This window comes from Streptomyces sp. KLMMK (genome assembly GCF_036961605.1).
GTDB lineage: Bacteria > Actinomycetota > Actinomycetes > Streptomycetales > Streptomycetaceae > Streptomyces > Streptomyces telluris.
In genome coordinates, this window is record NZ_JBAMDC010000001.1 from 79,999 (window position 1) to 102,121 (window position 22,123).

General features: G+C 71.2%; 22 protein-coding genes. 8 read left to right on the top strand and 14 right to left on the bottom strand.

Features of this window, described 5'->3' with window-relative positions; all coding sequences use genetic code 11:
* Nucleotides 1-3: 3 nt before the first annotated feature.
* A complete protein-coding gene (locus tag V7793_RS00350; RefSeq protein WP_335580795.1) occupies nucleotides 4-990 on the bottom strand; it encodes an aldo/keto reductase in 987 nt (328 codons plus the stop codon).
* A 266-nt stretch (nucleotides 991-1,256) separates the two neighbouring features.
* Here V7793_RS00350 and V7793_RS00355 point away from each other — a divergent pair, with 266 nt between their 5' ends.
* Nucleotides 1,257-3,536 carry a caspase family protein gene (locus V7793_RS00355; RefSeq protein WP_335580796.1) on the top strand — a complete coding sequence of 760 codons (2,280 nt, stop codon included), beginning with the start codon at nucleotides 1,257-1,259 and terminating at the stop codon, nucleotides 3,534-3,536.
* A gap of 84 nt (nucleotides 3,537-3,620) precedes the next feature.
* Here the strand turns inward: V7793_RS00355 and V7793_RS00360 are convergent, their stop codons facing one another.
* The 6 genes from V7793_RS00360 to V7793_RS00385 all read right to left on the bottom strand — a co-directional run bounded on the left by V7793_RS00360 (nucleotide 3,621) and on the right by V7793_RS00385 (nucleotide 10,333).
* Nucleotides 3,621-4,700 (bottom strand): hypothetical protein, encoded by a 1,080-nt coding sequence (locus tag V7793_RS00360; protein ID WP_335580797.1) that lies wholly within the window; start codon nucleotides 4,698-4,700, stop codon nucleotides 3,621-3,623.
* 298 nt (nucleotides 4,701-4,998) lie between these two features.
* On the bottom strand, nucleotides 4,999-5,880 hold the full coding sequence (locus V7793_RS00365; protein WP_335580798.1) for a GNAT family N-acetyltransferase: 882 nt from the start codon (nucleotides 5,878-5,880) through the stop codon (nucleotides 4,999-5,001).
* Nucleotides 5,881-6,045: 165 nt separating this feature from the next.
* The gene (locus tag V7793_RS00370; RefSeq protein WP_335580799.1) at nucleotides 6,046-6,618 is read right to left on the bottom strand and encodes a hypothetical protein; all 573 of its coding nucleotides are present in this window, start codon (nucleotides 6,616-6,618) and stop codon (nucleotides 6,046-6,048) included.
* A 196-nt stretch (nucleotides 6,619-6,814) separates the two neighbouring features.
* A complete protein-coding gene (locus V7793_RS00375; protein WP_335580800.1) occupies nucleotides 6,815-7,471 on the bottom strand; it encodes a DUF1707 SHOCT-like domain-containing protein in 657 nt (218 codons plus the stop codon).
* A 109-nt stretch (nucleotides 7,472-7,580) separates the two neighbouring features.
* On the bottom strand, nucleotides 7,581-8,378 hold the full coding sequence (locus V7793_RS00380; protein WP_335580801.1) for a helix-turn-helix transcriptional regulator: 798 nt from the start codon (nucleotides 8,376-8,378) through the stop codon (nucleotides 7,581-7,583).
* A gap of 1,301 nt (nucleotides 8,379-9,679) precedes the next feature.
* Nucleotides 9,680-10,333, bottom strand: a complete 654-nt coding sequence (locus tag V7793_RS00385) for a 2'-5' RNA ligase family protein (RefSeq protein WP_335580802.1) — start codon at nucleotides 10,331-10,333, stop codon at nucleotides 9,680-9,682.
* Nucleotides 10,334-10,780: 447 nt separating this feature from the next.
* Between V7793_RS00385 and V7793_RS00390 the strand changes: the two genes are divergently transcribed.
* Nucleotides 10,781-11,104, top strand: coding sequence for a hypothetical protein (locus tag V7793_RS00390; protein WP_335580803.1), 324 nt, complete (start codon nucleotides 10,781-10,783; stop codon nucleotides 11,102-11,104).
* 141 nt (nucleotides 11,105-11,245) lie between these two features.
* On the opposite strand, the gene V7793_RS00395 is transcribed toward V7793_RS00390, so the two are convergent.
* Both V7793_RS00395 and V7793_RS00400 read right to left on the bottom strand, forming a co-directional pair.
* Nucleotides 11,246-12,625: an MBL fold metallo-hydrolase gene (locus V7793_RS00395; RefSeq protein ID WP_335580804.1), complete on the bottom strand. Its 1,380-nt coding sequence runs from the start codon at nucleotides 12,623-12,625 to the stop codon at nucleotides 11,246-11,248.
* A gap of 210 nt (nucleotides 12,626-12,835) precedes the next feature.
* Nucleotides 12,836-13,528, bottom strand: a complete 693-nt coding sequence (locus V7793_RS00400) for a transglycosylase SLT domain-containing protein (protein ID WP_335580805.1) — start codon at nucleotides 13,526-13,528, stop codon at nucleotides 12,836-12,838.
* A gap of 408 nt (nucleotides 13,529-13,936) precedes the next feature.
* On the opposite strand from V7793_RS00400, the gene V7793_RS00405 reads away from it, so the two are divergent.
* Complete coding sequence (locus V7793_RS00405; RefSeq protein WP_335580857.1) at nucleotides 13,937-14,749, top strand: hypothetical protein; 813 nt, start codon at nucleotides 13,937-13,939, stop codon at nucleotides 14,747-14,749.
* A 136-nt stretch (nucleotides 14,750-14,885) separates the two neighbouring features.
* Nucleotides 14,886-16,160 carry an MFS transporter gene (locus tag V7793_RS00415; RefSeq protein WP_335580806.1) on the top strand — a complete coding sequence of 425 codons (1,275 nt, stop codon included), beginning with the start codon at nucleotides 14,886-14,888 and terminating at the stop codon, nucleotides 16,158-16,160.
* 21 nt (nucleotides 16,161-16,181) lie between these two features.
* On the opposite strand, the gene V7793_RS00420 is transcribed toward V7793_RS00415, so the two are convergent.
* From V7793_RS00420 to V7793_RS00430, 3 genes are all read right to left on the bottom strand, one after another.
* A complete protein-coding gene (locus tag V7793_RS00420; protein ID WP_335580854.1) occupies nucleotides 16,182-16,520 on the bottom strand; it encodes a VOC family protein in 339 nt (112 codons plus the stop codon).
* 9 nt (nucleotides 16,521-16,529) lie between these two features.
* On the bottom strand, nucleotides 16,530-16,652 hold the full coding sequence (locus tag V7793_RS00425; protein ID WP_335580807.1) for a hypothetical protein: 123 nt from the start codon (nucleotides 16,650-16,652) through the stop codon (nucleotides 16,530-16,532).
* 160 nt (nucleotides 16,653-16,812) lie between these two features.
* On the bottom strand, nucleotides 16,813-17,469 hold the full coding sequence (locus V7793_RS00430) for a maleylpyruvate isomerase N-terminal domain-containing protein (RefSeq protein WP_335580808.1): 657 nt from the start codon (nucleotides 17,467-17,469) through the stop codon (nucleotides 16,813-16,815).
* A 191-nt stretch (nucleotides 17,470-17,660) separates the two neighbouring features.
* Between V7793_RS00430 and V7793_RS00435 the strand changes: the two genes are divergently transcribed.
* On the top strand, nucleotides 17,661-18,590 hold the full coding sequence (locus V7793_RS00435; protein ID WP_335580809.1) for a CAP domain-containing protein: 930 nt from the start codon (nucleotides 17,661-17,663) through the stop codon (nucleotides 18,588-18,590).
* Nucleotides 18,591-18,714: 124 nt separating this feature from the next.
* On the opposite strand, the gene V7793_RS00440 is transcribed toward V7793_RS00435, so the two are convergent.
* Nucleotides 18,715-18,990, bottom strand: coding sequence for a hypothetical protein (locus V7793_RS00440; protein WP_335580810.1), 276 nt, complete (start codon nucleotides 18,988-18,990; stop codon nucleotides 18,715-18,717).
* Nucleotides 18,991-19,094: 104 nt separating this feature from the next.
* Here V7793_RS00440 and V7793_RS00445 point away from each other — a divergent pair, with 104 nt between their 5' ends.
* Together V7793_RS00445 and V7793_RS00450 are read left to right on the top strand one after the other, a co-directional pair.
* Nucleotides 19,095-19,688, top strand: coding sequence for a TetR family transcriptional regulator (locus tag V7793_RS00445; RefSeq protein WP_335580811.1), 594 nt, complete (start codon nucleotides 19,095-19,097; stop codon nucleotides 19,686-19,688).
* Between the two features lie 113 nt (nucleotides 19,689-19,801).
* Nucleotides 19,802-20,323, top strand: a complete 522-nt coding sequence (locus V7793_RS00450) for a hypothetical protein (protein WP_335580812.1) — start codon at nucleotides 19,802-19,804, stop codon at nucleotides 20,321-20,323.
* Nucleotides 20,324-20,485: 162 nt separating this feature from the next.
* On the opposite strand, the gene V7793_RS00455 is transcribed toward V7793_RS00450, so the two are convergent.
* Complete coding sequence (locus V7793_RS00455; protein ID WP_335580813.1) at nucleotides 20,486-21,424, bottom strand: oxidoreductase; 939 nt, start codon at nucleotides 21,422-21,424, stop codon at nucleotides 20,486-20,488.
* A 104-nt stretch (nucleotides 21,425-21,528) separates the two neighbouring features.
* On the opposite strand from V7793_RS00455, the gene V7793_RS00460 reads away from it, so the two are divergent.
* Nucleotides 21,529-22,119 carry an acyl-CoA-like ligand-binding transcription factor gene (locus V7793_RS00460; protein WP_335580855.1) on the top strand — a complete coding sequence of 197 codons (591 nt, stop codon included), beginning with the start codon at nucleotides 21,529-21,531 and terminating at the stop codon, nucleotides 22,117-22,119.
* Nucleotides 22,120-22,123: the final 4 nt, after the last annotated feature.

The window sequence follows — 22,123 nt, forward strand, 5'->3', positions numbered from 1 at the left end:
GGCTCAGCCGTTGACGAAAGTGAGGCTCGTCGCGTCGTAGCGGGTGCCCGCAATCTGCTCGGCCGGGGCGGCGGCCTCAATAGCGGCGAGGTCCTCGGCAGACAGCTCGACGGCCACGGCCGCGAGGTTCTCCTCCAGGTAGCGCTGCCGCCGGGTGCCGGGGATCGGCACCACGTCGTCGCCCCGGTGCTGCACCCAGGCCAGGGCGAGCTGACCGGCGGTGACGCCCTTCTCCGCGGCCAGCTCGTTCAGCTTCGCGACGATCGCCAGGTTCCGTTCGAGGTTGCCGTCGGCGAAGCGCGGCTGGCTGCGCCGCACGTCGGTCTCGGCCAGCCCCTCGACCGAGCTGTACCGGCCGGTCAGGAAGCCGCGCCCGAGCGGGGAGAACGGGACCAGGCCGATGCCGAGTTCGCGGCAGACCGGGGCGATCTCCGCCTCCAGGTCGCGGGTCCACAGCGACCACTCGCTCTGCAGCGCGGCGATCGGGTGCACCGCGTGCGCCCGCCGGACGGTCTGCGCGCCGGCCTCGGACAGCCCGAGATGACGCACCTTCCCGGCCTGCACCAGCTCGGCCATGGCGCCGACGGTCTCCTCGATCGGCACCTGCGGATCAACCCGGTGCTGGTAGTAGAGGTCGATGTGATCGACCCCGAGCCGGCGCAGCGACGCCTCACAGGCCTGCCGCACGTAGGCGGCGTCGCCGCGGACCAGGGTGGGCTCGCCCAGGCGGTTGGCGAAGCCGAACTTCGTGGCCAGCACCACCTCGTCGCGGCGCCCGGCGACAGCCCGCCCGATCAGCTCCTCGTTGTGCCCGCCGCCGTAGAAGTCAGAGGTGTCCCAGAAGGTCACCCCGAGGTCGAGCGCATGGTGCAGCGTCGCGATCGACTGGTCGTCGTCCGCGGCGCCGTAGCCGTGGCTCATGCCCATGCACCCCAGTCCCTGCGCAGAGACCGTCAGTTCGCCGAGGCGGCGGGTGGGGACGTTGTTCATGATGTTGCCTCCTGAGCGCTGAACCATCTGCCCAGGAAGCTAGGTGCTGGAGCGCACTCCATGTCAACCAGAGATGCGTCGCCACCCTCGGCCGGGACCGGCCGGGCCTCGCGAGGTCTGCAGCGGCCGACCCTGCGCAACCTCGTGGCGGGTGCGAGACTGGAGTAAGAGGGCCGTTCCGCTTGGTGCTCCGAGGAGAAGCGGCGCCCGGCGGACGTGTGGGCTGCCAGGCGGATCACGTCCCGCGCCGCCGGGAAGGCGGACCGATGAACGACCGCAACGACCGGAACAGACACGCCCTCGTCGTAGTCACCGGTACTTACGGCGACCTGGGGCTGGGCGCCCTGAGAGCACCCGCACAGGATGCCGAGGAGCTCGCCGACGTGCTCGGCGACGAAAGCATCGGTGGCTTCGACGTCGAAGTCCTCTCCGATCCGACCGCCCAGTGCCTGCGCACAGCAGTGGAGGACTTCTTCGCAGAAAGATCCCCCAAAGACACGCTCCTGCTCCACTTCTCCTGCCACGGAGTCAAGAACAGCGCGGGCAAGCTCTTCCTCGCCGCTACCGACACCAACCGGGCGCGGCTCGCGTCGACCGCCGTACCCGCCGAGTTCGTGAGCGAGCAGATGCTCGACAGCCGTGCCCAATGCGCAGTCGTCTTCCTGGACTGCTGCTATGCCGGCGCGTTCGAGCGCGGAATGTTCGCCCGGGCGGGCACGGACGCGCACGTCGAGGAGAGCTTCACCGACCTGCAGCGCACGAAGGACAGGCGGGGGCGGGCCGTCTTCACCGCCTCCAGCGCGGTGGAGTACGCCTTCGAGGGCGACCATCCCGTGGCCGGCAAGCCCGGCGCGGCGCGAGGGCCGTCATTGTTCACCGGTGCGCTGGTACACGGGCTGCGCAGCGGAGAGGCGGATCGCGACGGGGACGGCAGCATCGGCCTGTCCGAGCTGGCGGACTACGTGAGCGAACGGCTGGACGCGCTGGCCTGCCGCCAGACCCCGCAGTTGTGGCTCTTCGGGGGCCACGGAGACCTCCCCATCGCCCGTGCGAAGCTGCGTGCCACCCGGGCTTCGCCCTTGCCCGAAGCACTGGCCGCGGCAGTCGAATCCGACAGTCGTGAACGGAAGCTGTGGGCCGTCAACGATCTGAGCACTCTGCTGCAAGGAGCCGACCTGGGCCTCGCCCTCTCGGCACATGCGGCGCTCTCGCGGCTGGAGCGCGACGACAGTCGCCGGGTGGCGGACAGCGCCGACCGGGCACTTCAGCAGGCACAGCCCCGGACCGCGACCTCCACTGTGGACCTGGGCCGGGTACCGGTGGGCGAGCCGGGAGAACCGACGCACCTCGGGGTGGAGGGACCGCCGGTCGCACTCGCCACCTTGCGCGCCAGCACGGAGCCCTGGCTGACGACGCGGTGCACCGCCGATGGGCTCGAACTGATCGCGAAGGTGCAGGAGAAGGGGGTGCACACGGGAACCCTGACCCTGCAGTCGGCGACCGGGCAACTGACCGTACAGGTCCAGGCGCAGACGCAGGGCATGGGGGCAGGGGGGTATGACACCGCCGGCGCGACGGAAACACCGGTCGTGGAACCGAAACCAGCGCAGAAGGCGAAAGCGGAACCCGCACCGAAGCCGGTGGAGCAGCAGGAGCACGAGCCCCCGGCCGCCGTCGTACGAGTCTGGCCGTTCTTCTGGGCGGCGGCGCTGATGTGCCTCGCCTTTGCGGTACCCCTGGGCGTGAGCAGAAACGGTCGCTCTATTTGGCTCGCTCGCCTGGCGGGGGAATACCAACCGCTGCAGCCACTGAGCGGCTTCGTGACCTTTGTGCTGATCGTTGTCAGCATCATCACCTGTCTGGTGACAGGTACCCTCATCGTCCGCGCGTCCGCTCACGCTCGCGGGCGGCGCCTGCGTCATTGGTGCGGGGCGGTGGCGTTGCTGGCGGCATTGGCAGTGCTGTGCCTCGTCAGCGTCCTGTTCGCGCTCGGAGCGACGTCCCGCCTCCACCTGGGCTGCCTCGCCCTCGTCGTCGGCGCCGCGCTCCAGGTCACCGCCGCGGTGCGGCTGCACCGGTCGTCGATCGTGAACACCTCGCCACAAGCGGCCCTGGAGTCGACTCGGCTCTACGCGCGGCCGTTCCTGTGTGCGGCAGTACTGATGACGCTTGCCCTGTTGTTGCCGGTCTATCAGGACTCCGGCGACACATGGCTCTTCCAGATGCCCTATGGGTACGTCCTGCCGACACCCGTCGCCTACGTGGTGGTTCTTGTCTCACTCACCAGCACAGGCACGTGCGGGCTCATGTGTGCTCTCACCTGGGGCGACCCCTGGCCCGCCGGCCGGGGACGGGTCCGTGCATGGTGTGCCGTGGTGGCGCTGCTGACGATCGCAGCGGCATTCGCCCTGTTCCTGACGAAACAGATCCAACTGGGCCTGCTGGCCTTCACTGCCGGGGCGATCGTGCAGGTCTGGATCGCCGTGCAGATGTGGCGAAAACACCGCACGGCCGAGGGGCGGGTCCGTGACCCTGATCTCCGGTGAGTCCAGTGAGCCACGGAGTGGAACGGTGCACGGCGGACCGCTCCGCCGTGCACCGCAGCCATGCGCCACCATGGCGCGTCCCGGCTACGGGTTCTCCTGCAAGGTCAGGCCGTAGTAGTCGACGTAGTAGTCCCCCACCCGCTGCGCGTGGTCCGTCAAGCTGAGGCCCTTCGGGGAGGAGACGCCCAGGTCGCGCAGGGTGTCGACCATCATGCGGGCCAGTCGGCGGCCGTCGACCTCGCCGATGCCGAAGTCCCCGGAGTGGTAGGGAGCCTCGTGCCAGTGGTCCAGGGCGGCCGGGCGGGTGGTGTGCGCGATCCAGCCGAAGGAGGTCGGGTCGGTGATGCCCTCTCCCAGCCGCTCCGGGTCGTAGATGATCTCCAGTCGTTCGCCGCAGAGGAGGTTGAACAGGATCGGGCCGTACGTGCCGGGCACCAGGGCGTGGAAGCCGAAGTCCAGCTGGATGCCGAGGGCGTGGGTTTCGGCCGGGAGGGTGTCGAGGAAGTCGCCGAGAGTGTTGGAGAAGACGTCCCAGTCGTCGGTGCGCCAGCGGCCCGGGAAGCCCAGGCCCGCGGTGGAGGAGTCACTGCGGGAGCCGAAGAACCCGCCGAGGGCGTAGTGCTCGCCGTGTCCCTGCCGCCAGAACCAGTTCTCCGCCGGATCGGTCGGCTGGAGCAGCAGTTCAGGGCCGTGCTCGCCGGCGTGCAGCTCCAGCGTGTTCTCCCGCCCACGCCAGCGGCGGAATGGGCTGCCCCACAGCGGGGCGGAGTCGTAGAAGGGCCCGGGGTCGCCGTAGACGCCCATGATGGAGGCGGGGCCGAACTCTTCTGTCAGGGCCTCGCCGACCGTCCGGAATGCCGCGGCCTTCTCCGCAGCGCCTCCCTCCGGCACCGCGACGGGCACGTACAGCCCGACGTACTCCTCACCGCCGTGCACATAGTCCTTCTCGAAGCGGTCCACCGGGCGCAGCCGGGGCGTCCACTGCGGGGAGGCGTCCGCCTGCGTACCTGTGACCAGCCGCGGCCCGGCGGCGTCCTCATGCCACTGCCAGCCGAGGCCTTCCACCACTGCTCGCAGCGCCGGCCCGCTCCAGCCGCCGGTCGCCGCTCCCCTCAGCTGCCGTGCCAGCTCCACTACACGCGCCTTGTCCCAGGCCCCCGTCATCCCGAACTCCTCGTTCCGTTCCGTGTTCGTGCGACAGACCTTGTCATACGGCACTGACAAGAGCTCACCCGCCGAGCGCGGAGCGGGCCCCGTCCGGGCCTCCGGACCCCTGCCCGGCCTTCGCTCCGGTTCGCCGCAGAACTGCTGCGCGCCCTCGGCCGACGCGCCGACGCGGAGCCGGAGCTGCCGGCCGAGGTGGAGGAGTGGCCGGGCCGCCGCATGCCCACGCGGTACGGGGACCCCCGTCGAAGGCTGGCTGGTCGATGATGCCCTGGCGCTGCCCGGAGCGCCTACACGCCTACGTGGGCGGCAAGGCAGCACGGGTGAAGGTATGGGTGCGGGTGTACGTGGTGAAGCCCATGGATTCGTAGAGCCGCTTGGGTACGGGATAGGCGGCATCGCCTCGCGGGCAGACGACGGCATGCCGGCCGCCGGCACGGGCGAAGGCGTGCAGTACCGCGGTGCAGACGGCCCGGGCCAGGCCGAGGCGACGGTGGTCGGGATGGGTGCCGACCGGCTCGAACACGCCGGTTGCGTTGGCCTCGTCGTACCAGCCCTGGCAGTAGGCCGCGACATCTCCGGCGGGCGTTGTCACAACGAGATCGAGTTCGGGACGGTAGGGCCAGGTCTCCCTCATGCGGGCGTGGCGTTCGGTGGTGACTCGGGTCGATCCGAAGGCAGCACGGTGTGCGGCTGCCCGGCCGGCCACGTCGGTGTCATCGTGCTGGGCTCGGATCGTATAGCCGTCCGGCAGACGGGGAACGTCCGGCAGATCGGTGAGGGAGCGATCGAGGCACGCCATGAACGGGCCGTCGGCAGCATCCGTGTATCCCCGCTGTTCCAGCGCCTTGACCAGATGCGATTCGGTACCGGCCACCTCGACGTGCAGCGGGCCGGGTGCCATGTGTTCGGCCCGAGCGAGGACGTCGTGGGCCAGTTCCGGGTGGTCCTGGTCGACTTGGAGCATCAGGCTGTCCGGTAGATCCAGCCATCCCCAGGCCAGCGTTGGGCCGCCTTCGGTCCAGACCGCCGTCGGGCATTCGTCGACGCGGCCGAGCGACAGGCACCAATTCCAGGTGAGGTCGCCTATGTGCCGGAAGCCGGTCGCCGGGAAGGTTCGGGTGGCCAGGTCCTGCGTGGCGCGTAGCGCCATGGGTCCGACGTGGTCATGGCGTCGCATGCGCGCCATGCTGCCGAACGGCTTTCGATCAAGCAACGGAGTATTCGGCGCGCCGCGTACCACCAGGCCGACCCCGGGTGCCCACCCCGGTGCCGACGGCCGGAGCCGACGGCACCGGGCACCCCAGGGAGTGGGAGCAGGAAGTACGGGCGGCCGCCGGCCGTCCTACCGCGGCGCCTTGACCAGCTTGAACTCCATCACCTTGAGGTCATCGCTCGCGTACCGGTCCTGCCAGTAGAGCGTCTTGTCCCCCGGGAAGGCGGGGGACGCCGCGAGATACTGGTAGGAACCGTCCCACCGGGTCTTCAGGCGGAACGTGTCCCCACTGGGCTCCAGCATCCAGGGATTCTGCCGGCAGCTGTCCATCAAGGCGATCCAGCGGTTGTAGGTGTGGCAGAGCATGGTGGCACTGCCCCGGCGCTGCAGGCGTATCTGATAGCCCTCGCCCCATGTGGAGTTGGGGTCCTTCTCGAAGACGACGGGTGTGCCCTGGTCTCCCGCACGGTCCGTGTAGTGCACCAAGTCCCCGTATTCGCTGGCTCTTCCGGCCTTGATCCCCCGGTCGAGCTTCGTGGCCACCAGGTAGTAGGGGACGCCGGGCTCCACGGGGCCGGCCTGGGCACCGCCGGCGGCGGCGTGTGCTGCCGAGGAGGGGACGGCCACTGCCACCAAGGCGAGGAACCCGGCCACGGCGACCGACAACCGGACTCGCCAGAGACTTCCCTGAGCGACCTTCATGGGCTTGCTCTCCCTTCACGCTTCAAAGCCGGCGTTTCGCGGCGAACGGAGAGTTCCTCCCGGTCGCCACCGCCGACGAACCGCCGCTCATCCTCCACGACAACAGGCCCGAACAGAAAGCGTTTTCGTCAACAGGTCACGGTCACGGGTCACAGATCGCGCGGTCGCAGCGCGGGGAGCACCGGTAGGCCGGTGACTATGCGGAAGGCACGGAAGGTGCTGGTGCGGCGCCGGTGCGGCGCCGGAACCACTGCCCAGGCGTGCGTCGCGGCCGGCGGGCGACGATGTCACCGCCGGTCGACCTGCCGGACAGCAGCACGCGCAGCCGTACCGGATCCTCCTCCGGCCCGGGGAGCGGGTGAATCTTGATCTCACCGCGGCTGTAGGTGACGTCGTCGGCATCGACCACGATCCCCGGTGCGGTCACCAGGGTCAGATTTCCGCCGATGCGCAGGTCGACCTCGATGTGCAGGACGTCGTGGGTGATGACGGCCTCGGTGAAGTCGAGCTTCAGGTCACTGAACTTCAGCCGGATCTCCATCCGGCGTGGAACCAGCCAGCGACCGGTGCGCTTGCCCTCGCCGAAGCGCTGGTCGATCCGGATCACCTCGCGGGCCTGCGGCGGCATCCCCTCAAGGGGCAGATCAGCGGTCAGCACCGCGAGGTCGGAGGCGGTGCGTGCCGCCATCGCCGCTTCGACGCGCTCGTCCAGCTCGGCGATCGTCAACCGGCCGTCACCGGCCGCGACCCGGAGGATCTCCACGGCCTGATCCCGGTCCCGGTGAGATACCCGCTGCTCGGACACATGACGACGGAGTGAGGAGTCAACTGTTCTGGAGAGATCGCCTGCCATGGCTCCAGTCTGCTGACGGGCCCAGGAGACCGGCAACACCCGATCGAGGAAATGGGGGATTACCCCGACGGATCTCAGGGGAGGCCGGTTCACCGGCACACGCGAACCCTCAGTCCACCGTCGTCACGATGACGAACCGCACGTCCGGCTGCTCGGCGGGAACGAGGACGTGGCTGGTGACCCGGGTCTCCACGCCTCCGTGGCAGGGCAGGCGCAGCCGGAGGCGGTGACCTCCGGGGTGTTCGACGACGGCGTGCTGCTCGGCCCAGATGCGGCGGCAGGTGCCGTTGGTGTCGGGGATCTCGTCGATCAGGGCCCGGATCTCCGCGTTCTTCGGGGCCCCGTGGCTGGCGACGCGGAGCATGGGGAGGTAGGTGCGGGCGCAGGTGTCCTCCCAGTCCAGGATCTGTTCGCGGGCCTCGGCCGAGGTCAGGGCCCAGCGCATGAGGTTGGGCCGGGGGCCGAGGGCGAAGGGGAACCACTCGGTCATGGGCGAGTTGGCGGCGAGGATGTTCCAGGCGGCGTCGGAGAGGTAGGCCGGGTGCGGGGCCTGGTGTTCCAGGAGGGTGACGGTGGCCGGGGCGGCTGTCGGCAGGCCGTCGTGCGTGCCGGAGACGGGCGGGCGGCGGCCCGAGACGCCGAGGAAGAGGGTGAGGTTCTCGGTCTCGCTCAGCTGCAGCGCCTCGGCGACCCGGAGCAGGAAGGCGTCCGAGAACTCGCGGGGGGCGCCGGTCTCCAGGGCGCGGTACCAGCCTTCGCTCACGCCGGTGAGTCCGGCCACGTCGGCCTGTGACATCCGCGTTCCGGACCGGTGTCCCCGCGGCGCAGTTCGGGTATGCGCCGCCGGTCGACGCGTTCCCTCCAGGCGCGCAGCAGCCGGCTGACGGACTGGGCGTGCGGGGCGCACGTCACCGTCGCCGGGCGCTCGGGGCTCTGGTCCTGATTTTCCATGGATTCACGGGCCTGTCTTGAAAACGATCACTGATCTGCCCGTTTCCACCTGATCTGGGTGACGTTGACCAGCCCTTGTCATCCGGCTTTTCTCCTAGGCGAGTTCAGGGCTCATGGAGCACTTCCTGATGTCCCGCCTGGACGGCTCCCGCACGCTCGGCGAGGTCGGTGAGGAGTACGCGGCGCGGTTCGGGCGGCGGCTCGGCGAGGCCCACTGGCAGCGGCTGCTGCAGCTGCTGCGGGTGCGGCGGCTGCTGGAGGGGGCGGGGAACGCCGAGGCCAAGGGCACGCTGCGGCTGGCCGCGGACGCCACGGCCACCGCCACCACCGACCGGCTGTACAGGGCCGTCGGCTTCGCACTGGCGCCGGTGGTCGTGGTGCCCGTCCTGCTGCTGGTGCTCGGCATGGAGACGTACATCGCCGTGCACGCAGGGGCGTTCGTGAACGACACCGTGCGGCTGTTCCGGCAGCCTGCGGCGCTGCTCGCCGCGTTCTCCCTGCTGTGGGCGAGCACGGCCCTGCACGAGCTGGCCCACGGGGTCGTCGCCCGGCACTTCGGTGGGACCGTCGGCGAGATCGGGCTGCGCTGGCACCTGCCCATGGTGTTCATGTACTGCACCGTCGAGAACTATCCCTACCTGCCCACATGCCGGGCACGGGTCGCCACCGCGGCCGCCGGAACGGTCATGAACCTGGCGTTCCTGCTGCCCTTCTGGCTGCTGTGGTCCCTCGTGCCCGGCGGCGACGCCGCCCGCGGCACCCTGGCCGGCCTGCTGTTCACCGGCTCGGTGCTGGCGCTGACCAATCTGGTGCCGCTGCCGCCGCTGGACGGCTACAAGATGCTCGGCCACGCCCTGGGGATGGCCGACTACGCTACCGAGAGCCGCTGCTTCCTGCGGCTGCTGGGCGCACGGATCGTACGGCGGGGCGACGGCGTCGCCGCCTACCTGCGGGCGGCCCGGATCGCGTACGCCGCCTACGGCCTGGGGGCGGTGGTCCTCGTCGGCGGCAGCGGGACGGGCTTCGTCCTGCTGTGCCACCACCTGGCCGGGGACCGCTACGGCGTGTGGGCCGTCCTCGTACCGGTCCTGCTAATCGCCGCGCTGGTGGCCGTGACCGGCCCGTGGGCCCGGCGGGGCGATCGGGATCACGGCCATGGTCACGGCGGCGCGGGCCGCACTGGGCAGGCGCGCGCCGGGCTCGCCCTCGTGATGTGCGTGCGGCGGCTCGGCTGCCGGGCGGCCGGGGCCCTCCGTCCTACAACTCATACTCCGGCAGCCTGCGGACGTCCCCCGTGCCCAGCGCGATCACGGCCCTGGGCTGCATGGGCCCGTCACCGCGCCGGGAGAGCAGGACCACTTCGCCGACGACCGCCGGCAGCGCGCCGAGCCGGGCGGCGCACTCGGCGGCAAGCTGCCGCGGCTCCTGCGTGCGGCCGAGGGACAGGTGCGGGATGAAGCGGCCGCCGCGCCCGCGGCAGAGCGGGAACCGCGATCCCAGCGCCTGCTGGAGACGGGTCCACGGGACCGGTCCGGCCGCGGCCGGATCGAGCCATACCGTGGCGTAGTGCCGGTGACGGAAGTAACGGACCCCCGACAGGCGCGCCGTGAACGCCTCGTTCTCCGCCGCCCCGGCGGCAAGCAGCGGCACAGCCCGTACGAACTCCTCCTCCGGTACGAAGCCGAACAGCAGGTTCACATGCGGCGGCCACCGCCGGACCTGTGGATCGTGCTCCCACCGGATCTCCTGAATCGCCGGCCAGAGCTCCCGCGGCGGTATCCACGCCACCGCCGTCCGAGCCGTCGGCACCACCTGGAGCGCGCTCAAGGGCTCGGCCCCGCCGAATTCCCGGTTCCTGTCCACGCCTCCATGCTCCCGGACCACGCCCGAACCGCACGACGCGACCGGCACCGAGCCGCACGGGCACCAGCCGGGCGAGTGAAGAACCCGCCCCGACCGCGGGCCACCCGCCCCGGTCTTTGCCCCATCGCGTACTCCCTTACGCCCCTCCCCTCATTCCGCTCATTCCGCTCACTCCGCAACGCAGGACACCCTCGACACGATCATGCGCGCGGAGACCCCCGGCGCCCTGGCCCGGGTCGACCGTCCGGGCGAGTCCTGGCACGGCACTTCCAGGCGGGGGCCGCTGGGATCCGGCCGCCAAGCGCTGGTACGCGCCCCGCGCGGGGATGACCGCCCTCGCCCCGTGGGCGGCCGCCGCCGACGTCCCGGATCTGCTGCCCGGTGAGGACCGTACGCTCGGCAGCGGGCTGTTCGTCGACCTGGTGCCCAGCAGTTGCTGGTTCACCAACGTCCGTTCCTGCGTCACCCCGGCAGGACTGGGAACGGCTGCGCCGCATGATCACCCGCCGGGCCGGCGTGCGCTGCGAGGCCTGCGGAGCCGGCGAGGACCGGCAGGCCACAAGGTGGCTGGAGGCGCACGAGCGGTGGGTGTACGACGAGGCCCGCCGCGTGCAGACGCCCAAGCGGCTGATCTGTCTGTGCACCGACTGCCACACCGTCACGCACTTCGGCTACGCCCAGGTCCGCGGCCTGGAGGCCCAGGCCTTCGCCCACTTGGTCAAGGTCACGGGGATGGTCCGGGCCAGGCCCGGCGGCACGTCGACTCGGCCTTCACGCTGTGGCGGCAACGCTCCGCCGCGAACTGGAGCCTGGACCTGAGCATCCTCACCGGGGCCGGCATCACCGTCACACCTCCCCCGGACGCACGCGACCGCCGCGGCTTCGCCGCCACGACCCCGGCCTCCGAAAGTCAGGCGTGAAGGCGCATCACCGTAGGCCGGACGCGGCAGTGCTCGGTGGTCACCGGTCGCCCTCCAGAGGACGACCGGTCGCCTTCACCCAGTCCTGGGCACCGCCGGCCAGCACGGCAAGGTCCCGGCAGCCCCGGCGGGCGAGAAGGCTGGCGGCGGTCATCGCGCGCTCGCCGTGCCCGCACATCACCACCGTGCCGTCGCGTACCTCCTGGCCGGCGGCGGCCAGATCGCCGAGCTCGGTGTGCGCGGCGCCGGGGAGGTGCCCGGCGGTGAACTCCTCGTCCTGACGTACGTCCAGGACCGGACGGTCTCCGATCCGGCCCGGCGTCACCAGCCCGATGGTCTCGATCGGGCCGCCTTCGGCGCGCCAGGCCTCCATGCCGCCGTCCAGCCGCCCGGCGAGCCGGTCGTAGCCGATCTTCACCGCCTGCCAGGCGAGTTCGTCCGGGTCCTGCCCGGCTCCGAGGACGAAGGCGAGCGGCACGTCCGGGGGCAGCAGCCAGCCGGTCCAGGTCGCGAACGCCGGCCGCAGCGCGTTCGAGACGGCACCGGGGACGTGCCCGGCGGCGAACTCGGTGACCGGGCGGGCGTCGACCAGGTACGCACCGTCGGCGAGCAGGGCCCGCAGCCGGGCCGGGGTGAGCGGCTTCAGGCCGGGGACGCCGGTGAGGAGGGCGGGGCCGCGGCGGTTGACTTCGGCGAGGCGGGCGAAGTAGGCGGGGTAGGAGCCGAACGAGCCGAGCAGCCGGGCGACGAACGCGTCCTCGTCCGGCGCGGCCAAGAGGTCGTTCGCCCGCTTCTCGGCGCCGATGGTGGTGGTCCGCTCGGCGCCGGGCGGGGCCGAGCAGAACGACCCCGCGCCGTGGGTGGGCCACACCTCGGTCGCGTCCGGCAGCTCGGTCAGGCGGCGCAGCGAGCGGTACTGGGCGCGGGCCAGTTCTTCGGCCCGGTCCGCGCCCTGGAGGTCGGTGCGGGCGACCGAGCCGACGATCAGCGATCCGCCGGTGAACACGCCGAGTACCCGGGCCCCGTCGAGGAGCAGGAAGGACAGGTGCTCGTCCGTGTGGCCGGGTGTGGCGAGCGCCCGCAGGGTCAGCCCTCCCAGGTCCACCTCGTCGCCGTCGCCGAGTGCCGTGTGGGGGAAGGCACGGTGGCCGGAGGCGGAGGCCAGCACGGTGGCGCCGTCGTCAGCCGCGAGCTGGAGCGCGCCGGTGAGGAAGTCGGCGTGCAGGTGGGTGTCGGCAGCGAACGCCACCGTAAGGCCGCACCGGGCGGCGGCCTCGCGCAGAGCCCGGAGGTCGCGGGAGGCATCCACGGCCAGGGCGCGGCCGTCGCCCAGATCGACCAGATAGGCGCTGTTGCCCAGCCCGGCGTCGACCAAGGGCGTCACATGCTCGTCGGCGAAACCCATGGTGTCCTCCAGCATCGTGGTGGTGCGGCGACATCCCGATCCTGGCTTTTCCTACAATATTCCACGGTTTTATGGAGGATGCCATGGCTGCACGGGGCGCAGCGGGGCCGGTTCCACTCCGCGCCGGGCGGCAGTTCCGGCTCGACAGTCGGGATCGCCCCAAGGCATGCGAAAGGGCGCAGCCCCCTTGCGGGTGCTGCGCCCTTCGTGCCGTCCGCGGCCGGATCAGTACGCGGAGTTGACGTTGTCCATGGAGCCGTACTTGTCGGCGGCGTAGTTGCAGGACGCGGTGATGTTGGCGACCGGGTCGTAGATGTCCCAGGACGTGCCCTCGACGTGGTACGCCTTGAAGGTCGGGTCGATGATCTGCAGCAGGCCCTTCGACGGGACGCCGTTGACGGCGTTGATGTCCCAGTCGTTGATCGCACGCGGGTTGCCGGTCGACTCGCGCATGATGTTGCGCTTGATGCCCTCGTAGGAGGCCGGGATGCCCTTGGCCTGCAGGACGTCCAGGGACTCCTTGATCCAGCCGTCCAGGTTGTCGGCGTAGGACTTCTTGGCGGGGGCGGCGGGCTTGGCGGCCGGGGCGGGCTTGAGGGCCTTGCGCTCGGTGGAGCGGTTGGCGCGCTCGGCGTCGGCCTTGGCCTTGGCAGCGCCCTGGGCGGCGGCCTCGGCGTCGGCGCCGGCCTTGAGGGCGGCGGCGTCGGTGGCCTTGGCCAGCTCGGCGTCGTGCGTCGTACCGAACTCCTGGGCGCTCTGGGCCACGGGCTTCACGGCGACGCTGGGGACGTCGGCGGCGGAGGCCTGCGGCACCAGCGCGAACGTCAGAGCGGCGGCACCGGCGACGGTGACGAGACCGGCGGCGGAGATCTTGTGAGCCTTGGGCAGAGCGGTATAGCCGGAGATGGTGGAGCGCATGACTGAGCTGAACCTCTTCCAATCGGGGACGTCGCACCCGGGCCTCTTCGGCACGGGAAAGGCGCCGCGTCTCGAACGACGGCGCCCTGCGACTCAGCCATTGTTAGCGGCGCGAAACCCACCTGACAAAGGGTGTGACCTACGACGTAGCACCGTAAAACACCCACCCGAAGTGGTCGGAATGCGCAATTTTGCACCCTTGGCACTACGACCCGGCATCGTATGTGATCGGGCCCACGTGCGTGCCCTCACGCTCCGGGCCCCGTTCGCCGACTCACCGCGACCGGCTGATTACACCCACGGAGAGGGCATGCCCGGGCAACGCTCACGCACTGTCCGAGCGGTGTCACCGCCCTCTCCCCCGAAAACGGCTGTGCCGCCTCCCGGCCTGCGCCCTACGCTCTGCGCGTGCTCCCCATCGCCCTCGCCTGCGTCGCGCTGCCCGTCACCGCCCTGCTGTACGGGCTGCTCGGGCTGCGCCGCCGGGACGGCCGGCGGTACCGAATGGCCTCCGAGCGCTGCGCCGCGCTCGTGGTCGACCCTTACTACGCAGCCGCCGCCCGCTGGTGGCCCGAGGACGACACCCAGGCCGCCGCGGCCCGGCTGCTGCTCGCCGGACTTGCCACCGTCAACCGCCGGGGCAACCTGAGCCTCACCGAAGACGGCACCGACCCCGCACGTACCGCCGGGCACCCGCTGCCGGACGCCCTGCTCGCCGCGCTGCGCCGGCGTACCGCACCCGCCGCCATCGGCCGCATCGTGCTCCGCGACACCGCCTTCCGTACCGCCCGGGAGGGGTTCCACACCGCCTACCGCGCCGGCCTGCCGCCCTCGCCGCCGGCTCCCCGGCGCGACCTCGGGTGCCTGGGCGTCTTCGGGGTGCTGCTCCTGGTCATGGAGATCTCATTCACTTCCGCCGCGCTGCTCGACACCGCACCTCGCGGGCCGGAACAGTGGGCCGCATCCGCTGCCACGGCACTCACGCTGGTCGCGCAGATCGCCTGGTTCGGCCGCTACGACGGGCAGCGCGACGCGGCCGGCCCACGCGACCCGCTCGCCGAGCGACTGGCCCGGGCGGGCCTGCACCCGGCGCTCGCCGAGCTCGCATCGCAGGATCCGGAGAGTGCTGACCGGCTGCGGACCAGCCGGTTGCGAACCCGCCGCAGCCGCAACCGAGGCCGGCCACGCCGCCGCAGCACCCCCACCGGGGCCGGAGCCTGATGGCCGGACGAGGCGTGTCCGTTCGCCGACAAGGGTCGTCAGCGACCGGGAGTCGGCGATGGTGTCCGGCAGGGGCTCGGTGCCGAAGTCGGGGGCCGGGGCCGGGACAAGACAGATCGGCGAGAGGTGCTGAGGTATGGCGGGCAGGCGGGCGCTGGGGCGGCGGTTCGGGCGGTTGTGGGGCGCGTATGCGGTGAGCGCGTACGGCACCTCGCTCGGGTTCGGCGCGTTTCCCCTGATCGCGGTCCTCGTGCTGGACTCCGGGCCGGCCCAGGTGGCGGCGCTGGCCGCCGCGGGGCGTGCGGTGGGGGCCGTGCTGGCACTGCCGCTCGGCCCGTGGGTGGAGTTCCGCCGCAAGCGGCCGGTCATGGTGGCGATGGACCTGATCCGGTTCGCGGCGCTGATGAGTGTCCCCGCCGCGTTCGCGTTCGGGTGGCTCGGCTTCGCCCAGCTCCTCGTCGTCTCCGTCGTCGTCGCCGCGGCCAACATCGCCTTCACCGCGGCCAGTGGTGCGTATCTCAAGGCGCTCGTGCCGCCGGAGGACCTGCTCGTCGCGAACAGCCGGTTCGAGTCCACGACGTGGACCGCGACCATGGTCGGACCACCGCTCGGCGGGGCCGCGATCGCGGCGCTCGGCCCGGTGACGACCGTGGTGGCCGACGCGGTCAGCTACCTGCTCTCGGCTCTGGGCATCCGTGCCATCGGCGGGACGGAGCCACGCCCTTCCCGAACCGATGCGCCGCGGCTGCGGGCACGCGATCTGCTCGAAGGATGGCGCCACATCCTCGGCCGGCCGGCGCTGCGCCGGCTGTTCCTCAACGCGGTCGTGGTCAACGGCCTGATCATGGCCTCCGAGCCGCTGCTCGCCGTGCTCCTGCTGGGCGATCTCGGGTTCGCGCCCTGGCAGTACGGTCTCGTCTTCGCGGCCCCTTGCATAGGCGGCCTCGTCGGCTCACGCCTCGCGCACCGGCTCGTGGAGCGATTCGGACAGCGCAAGGTGCTTCTCACCGCCGGAACGCTGCGCGCGTGCTGGCCCGTCGGGTTGGCGTTCGTCCAGCCGGGCGTCCCCGGGATCGTGCTCGTCATCGCCGTCCAACTCGGCCTGGTGACCTGCTGCGGCCTGTTCAACCCGGTGCTGGCCACCTACCGGCTCCACCACACCGCCCCTGACCGGGTCGTCCGCACCCTGTCCGCGTGGTCGATCAGCAGCAGCGCGACCATCGCGGCCCTGACCGCCGCGTGGGGCCTGCTCGCCGCCGTCACCGGCCCCCGCACCGCGATCGCCGTCGCCGGAGTCCTCCTCCTCGCCACGCCGCTGCTGCTGCCGCACCGCGAGAAGGCGCCGCAGAACGAGCTCGCCGGTGCAGGAGTCCCGAGGCTGAGCGCGGACAGTGATCGCGGCGGGCGCTGAGCCGGCACCCCGGCCGGCGCCCTACTCGCTGTGCACGATCTGGATCAGGTTGCCGCAGGTGTCGTCCAGAACCGCGGTGGTGACCGTGCCCGTCTCCAGCGGCTCCTGGGTGAAGCGCACCCCGAGTTTGCGCATCCGCTCGAACTCCGCTTGTACGTCGTCCACAGCGAATGAGGTGACCGGGATGCCGTCCTGGACCAGCGCCGTCTTGTAGGGCTGCACCGCGGGGTGGCCGGAGGGCTCAAGCAGCAGTTCGGTCCCGTCGGGCTCTTCCGGCGAGACCACGGTCAGCCACCGGTCCGCGCCGAGCGGGATGTCGTGCTTCTTCACGAAGCCCAGCACGTCGGTATAGAAGCGCAGGGCCTTCTCCTAGTCGTCGACGAAGACGCTGGAGAGGTGGATCTTCATGAGGTGCTCTCCGGGGTTCTCGTGCAGCCGGGTGGGCCGGCTGATCGCCCGGCGGCGCGACAGCCCCGGGCCGTGCTTCGTCACCAGCCGTGGGCACATGGTAGAAGCCCTGGCGTCGCCTCATCGATGAGACGCGCCCTGTCAGGTGGCCACGGCCCGGGAGGGGACTCGAACGGCCGAGGCCCTCGCCGGGCGGCCGATGCCGCCCCGGCGTCGGTTGCCGCTTCGGCGTACGGCCGAACGGTCAGCCGAGGACGAGCGGGACCTTCGCGGCCAGCTCCCCCAGGTCGGCCTTCTCCTCGTCGGTCGGGGCACGCCGGCCGGTGCCGATCAGCAGTGCGTCCTTGTCGGAGAGCGACGACGGGAACGCCGCGCCGGCGATCTTCTCCAGCAGCTCGCGTGCTCCCGCGAGGCTCTCGGCGGGCGGGTCAACCGCGTCCGGAAGGTGCGCGATCAGGTCGAAGTGGTGCAGCGTCCATTCCAGGACGTATACGGAAAGGTAGTCGGCCACGGTGAGGACCTCGTCGCGGGTGCCGACCCGGAGGGCGGGGTCCGCGAGTCCGGCGGCGCGACCGGCGGCGGACCCGAGGTCGTCGAGGTGGAACTTCAGCAGCCAAGGCTCTTCGTAGGCGGCGGCCAGACGGACGGTCAGGGCGTCGAGCGGATCGTCGCCGGTCGGCGGCCGGTCCTCGACGTTCCAGTAGGTGACCGCGTCCCGGGTCGGTTCCGCTTCGGCGGGGGTGGCCAGGGTGATCAGGACGTCCTGGGCGTCGATGATCAGGTGGCACACCAGGTCCCGCACCAGCCAGCCGGTGCAACCGGACGGCCGCGCGAAGTCCTCGTCCGGGAGTCCGGCGACCGCTGTGCGCAGCGCTGTCCACGAGCGTGAGAAGAGATCCACGGCCGCAAGCTAGCAGCGCCCGGCCGCCGTTGCGACCGGTTTCCTCCGCGCACGCGTGCCGGACCGGCCCCTCCGGGACTTTCAGGAACCCGGGACGAACACGTTCGGAAATTTTTGTTATCGACCCCCGGCCGCGCCGTCTCCTGAGTGTTGGACCAGCACTCAGTGACACCGCACCGGAAGTGATCCGCATGAATCGTGAACTCGAGACCCCGATGTCCGACCCGGCGTCCGACGGCAGCACGGGCCCGCGTCGACGCCGGGCCCGTGGCAAGCGCCCCCGTCGGGCACTGGTCATAGGCGGGACGGTGGGGCTGATAGCCGTCGTGGGCGGCGGGTACGGCGTGGCCCAGTCGCTGTCGGGCGGCGGGGAGACCCGTACGGACGCCGCGGCGTCGTCCGCGTCGGCCACGGAGCAGCCCACCGAGACGCTGAAGGAACACCCCTCCGTGGCGGCGGCTGCTTCCTCTGCCCCCAGTGCGAGCAGCAGCGCGTCCCCGAGCGCCGGCGCAAGCGCGTCGGCGGCCGCGGGCAAGGACGGGAGCCAGGAGAAAAAAGACCGGGCCGAGGTCAAGACCGAAGCGGGGAAGGAGGCTGAGGGCAAGCCGGGCACCCGGTCATCGGCCAAGGACAAGGCCGATGAGGCCCCCTCGACGGGCCGTGGGAGCGGCAACGGCTCGGGCAGCGCCCGCAAGCCCGCGGCCGGCGGTGGCGGCGCCCAGGCCGGCGGCGCGAACGGCAAGCACGTGCAGCAGGTCGTCGACATGGTCAACGCGGAGCGCGCGAAGGCCGGCTGCTCCCCGCTCACCATCAACGCGAAGCTGCAGGCGGCGGCCCAGGGCCACTCCGACGACATGGCCGCCCGCGACTACTACGCCCACACCAGCCCGGAGGGCAAGAGCCCCGGCGACCGGATGACCGCCGCCGGGTACCGCTGGAGCACGTACGGCGAGAACATCTTCAAGAGCCCCAAGGACGCCCGTACGGCGATGGACGGCTGGATGAAGAGCCCCGGCCACCGCTCCAACATCCTGAACTGCTCCTTCAAGGAGATCGGCGTGGGCATCAACTTCAAGTCGAACGGCCCGTGGTGGACGCAGAACTTCGGCGCCTCCTCCTGACCCGTTCGTGACTGCGCGGGCCGGCGGCACGATGCCGTCGGCCTGCGCGGCGTTCCCCCTGCCGTCCGCCCCTCGCCGCACGCCATGCGGCGGGGGGCTTACGCATACGCCACGACGTGCGGTGTCAGCGGGCGGCGCGCATGAGCAGCCGGGCCCGCACCCGCTGCAGTCGCGGCATCAGGACGTACACCACCGTGAGGACGACGCACGCGCTGAGGACGAGGGTCTGCAGGACGAGCGGCAGGCGCTCCAGCCACTTGTGGAACAGCAGCTCCAGCACGGTGAGCGTGGGGAAGACCGACACCCAGATCATCAGGGCCATGTGGTGACGGGGCGGCGGGCCGGCCTGGGGCGCGGCGGGGGTGGGGGTGGGGGCGGGGGTGGGGGTGGGCTCGGACATGCGTGCGGACTCCTTGACGATCAAATTCCAACCAACCGTTTGGAGATTAACTTAACTTTCAAGCAATCTCCAAACGGTTGGTTGGAGTCCCGTATGATCGGCGCATGGCCTGGGACACCGCACGCACCCGACAAGCCCTCCTGGACGCGGCCGTCGACGAATTCGCCGAGCACGGCTTCGACGGCGCCCGCATCGAACGCATCGGCACCCGCGCCGGCGTGAACAAGGAGCGGATCTACCAGTACTTCGGCAACAAGCAGCGGCTCTTCGGTCAGGTACTGGAGACGGAGCTCGAGCGCATCGCCACGACCATCCCCCTCACCGCCGAACAGGCCGAGGACCTCGGCCACTACGCCGGTCTGCTCTACGACTACCACCGGGCCCGCCCGCAGTTCATCCGCCTGCTCCACTGGGAGGGCCTCCAGGACCGCGGCGGCCCCGCGCTCAAGGAACCGGAGCGCACCGCCACCTACGGCTCGCGCGTCGCGGCGCTCGCCCGGACCCAACGCGATGGGGCGCTGGACACCGGCCTGCGGCCCGAGGAACTCTTCTACGCCGTCCTGGCCCTGGCCGCTTGGTGGTTCACCGTCCCCCAGGCCGTCCGCATGATCTTCGGCGGCCCGTCCGACCCGGAGGCCGAGCGCGCCTCCCTGATCCGACTGGTCCGCAGGCTGGCACGACAGGGCGGGCCGGAATAGGGCTTTACGCACGGCTCGGGCGGCCGCTGAATCGAGGAGGACAGGACGGTGCACGCGGTGGGGCGCTCCGCTCCCCCGAGGCCCGTCCTCTTGACCTCCAGGAGGCGACGGCCATGACGGATCTACGCAGGGACATGCACAAGGGCCGGAACAAGGGCCTGAAGAAGGGCCTGAAGAAGGGCCTGAACAAGGATCTGCACAGGGACCTGCACGCGGGCGCACCCCACGGGACACCGGCCGGCAGACCCGCCCGTGTCGCCCACCGCAGACGTGCCCGCGCTCTGCCGACGCTGCTGGCCGCGGCCGCCGCGGCGGCGCTGGTGGGGACCGGCGCGGCCACCGTGCCCGCCTCCGCCGCCTCTCCCGGCACAACGCCGGCCGCGGCTGCCTCGCTCCTGTGCCCGACGGCAAACCTCTGCCTCTACGTCGGCGGCATCGGCATCCCCGAGCCCCTCCAGATCCCTCAGTGCCGGGGCCGGGACTTCACCCCTCCGTTCCCCGCCAGGAAGGTGGAGAACAACACGCAGCGGATCGCACACCTGTCGACGCCCATGGGCACCGTGCTCCTGAAGCCCGGCCAGACCATGGACTTCCGGCCGGACCTTCAGATCGCTTCGGCGCGGACTGTTTGCTGAGGAGTGCAGCAGCCGCCGGTTACGGCTTGCGCCCCACCACATGGAGGAGACGGTCCTGGCCGGACGCGTCCCCGTCGAGCACGTCCTGGTCCAGCTCCACCATGAACTCCTCGCTGCTGCCACCCCGCAGCAGCGAGGTGGAGAGGCGACTCGCGGGAGCGGTCAGGCGCGGGCCGGAATCACGAACCGTACGCCCGTCAGCCGTTCCGACAGCTCCCACAGCCGCCTGCCCGTCCCGCGATCGGCGGCAGCAGGGCACAGCTGCACTCGCGTCGGACCGCCGCGGAGTTCGGCCATGCCGTCCGGCCCGATGAACTGGCCGCCCTCCGCGGCCGGGTCGGTGGCGGCGTACAGCTGCGGCAGTGCGCCACGGGCCGGCGGCTGGGCGAGGAGGGGGTTGCCGATGGTGCCGAACACGAGCCTCCACAGGCCGATCGGCGCGCTCGTCTGCAGGTTGGTGGCGGTGTAGCCGGGGTGCGCGAGCAAGCTGCGAATCGGGCTGCCGGACCGGGCCAGACGCAGGTGGAGTTCTTGCCCGAAGACGGCGTTGGCGAACTTCGACTGGTTGTAGAAGCCCATGGGCGAATAGCTGCGCTCGCCGGTGAGGTCGTCGAAGCGCAGGTGTGCCTTTCGGTGGTTGACCGAGCTCACCGTGACCACGCGCGGGTCGCGTCCGGCGGTCAGCAGGTCGAGCAGCAGGCCGGTCAGCGCGAAGTGACCGAGGTGGTTGCAGGCGAACTGCAGCTCGTGGCCCTGCGCGCTCAGCGTCCGGGGCGGTGCCATGAGGCCGGCGTTGTTGACGAGCACGTCCAGCCGGGCATGGTCGGCGTGCAGCTTCTCGGCGAACGCTCGGACCGAGTCGAGGTCGGCCAGGTCGAGGTGGCGTACTTCAAGGGCGGCACCCGGCTGTTCGGCGGCTATGCCGGCGGCCGCCCGGCGGCCCTTCTCCTCGTCGCGCACCGCGAGGATCACGTGCCCGCCCCTGCGGGCGAGGGCCCGGGTGGTCGCCAGGCCGAGGCCGCTGTTGGCTCCGGTGACCACAAACACTCGTCCGGTCTGGTCCGGGATCTGCTCGGCGGTCCATTGCCGCTGATTCGTCATGCGACACAGATTGCTGTGTGTGTCACTTGGTGTCAAGATGTCACCAAGTGACACACAGGGCATAGGGTTACCATCGTCCGGTGAGTTCCCGCCCCGAAGTGAGCATGGCCGAGCGCAAGCGCCGGCTCGTCTCGAACGAGCTGACCGAAGCAGCGCTGCAACTACTGGCGTTGAAGGGGTTCGACGCGGTCACCATCGACGAGATCGCGACGACCGCCGGCGTCTCCAAGCGCACGTTCTTCCGCTACTTCGCGTCCAAGGAGGACGTGGTCGTCCAGTTCCTGGCCGGCATGGGCACCGACATCCGCGCGGAACTCGCGGCCCGCCCCGCGGATGAGCGGCCCTCCGCCGCGCTCCGGTCCGCCGTCGCAGTCCCCGTCGCCGCCTGCACGGACCACGCCGACCACGCCGGCAGGGCCCTGCGCGTGGTCCGGCTGATCCTGCGCACGCCCGCCCTGCACGCACGCTTCCTGGAACGTCAGGCGCAGTGGCGCGACGACCTCGCGGCGGAACTGGCGCACCGTCTGGGGCTCGACCCCGGTACGGACCTGTACCCGCGACTGGCCGCGGGGATGGCGCTCAACGCCTTCGACGCCGTGCTGCACCGGTGGAGCGGGAGCGAGGGGAGCGAGGACCCCGCCGAACTCCTCGACCGCGCCTTCGCCGTCATCGCCCCGGCACTCGACACCGCCTGACGCC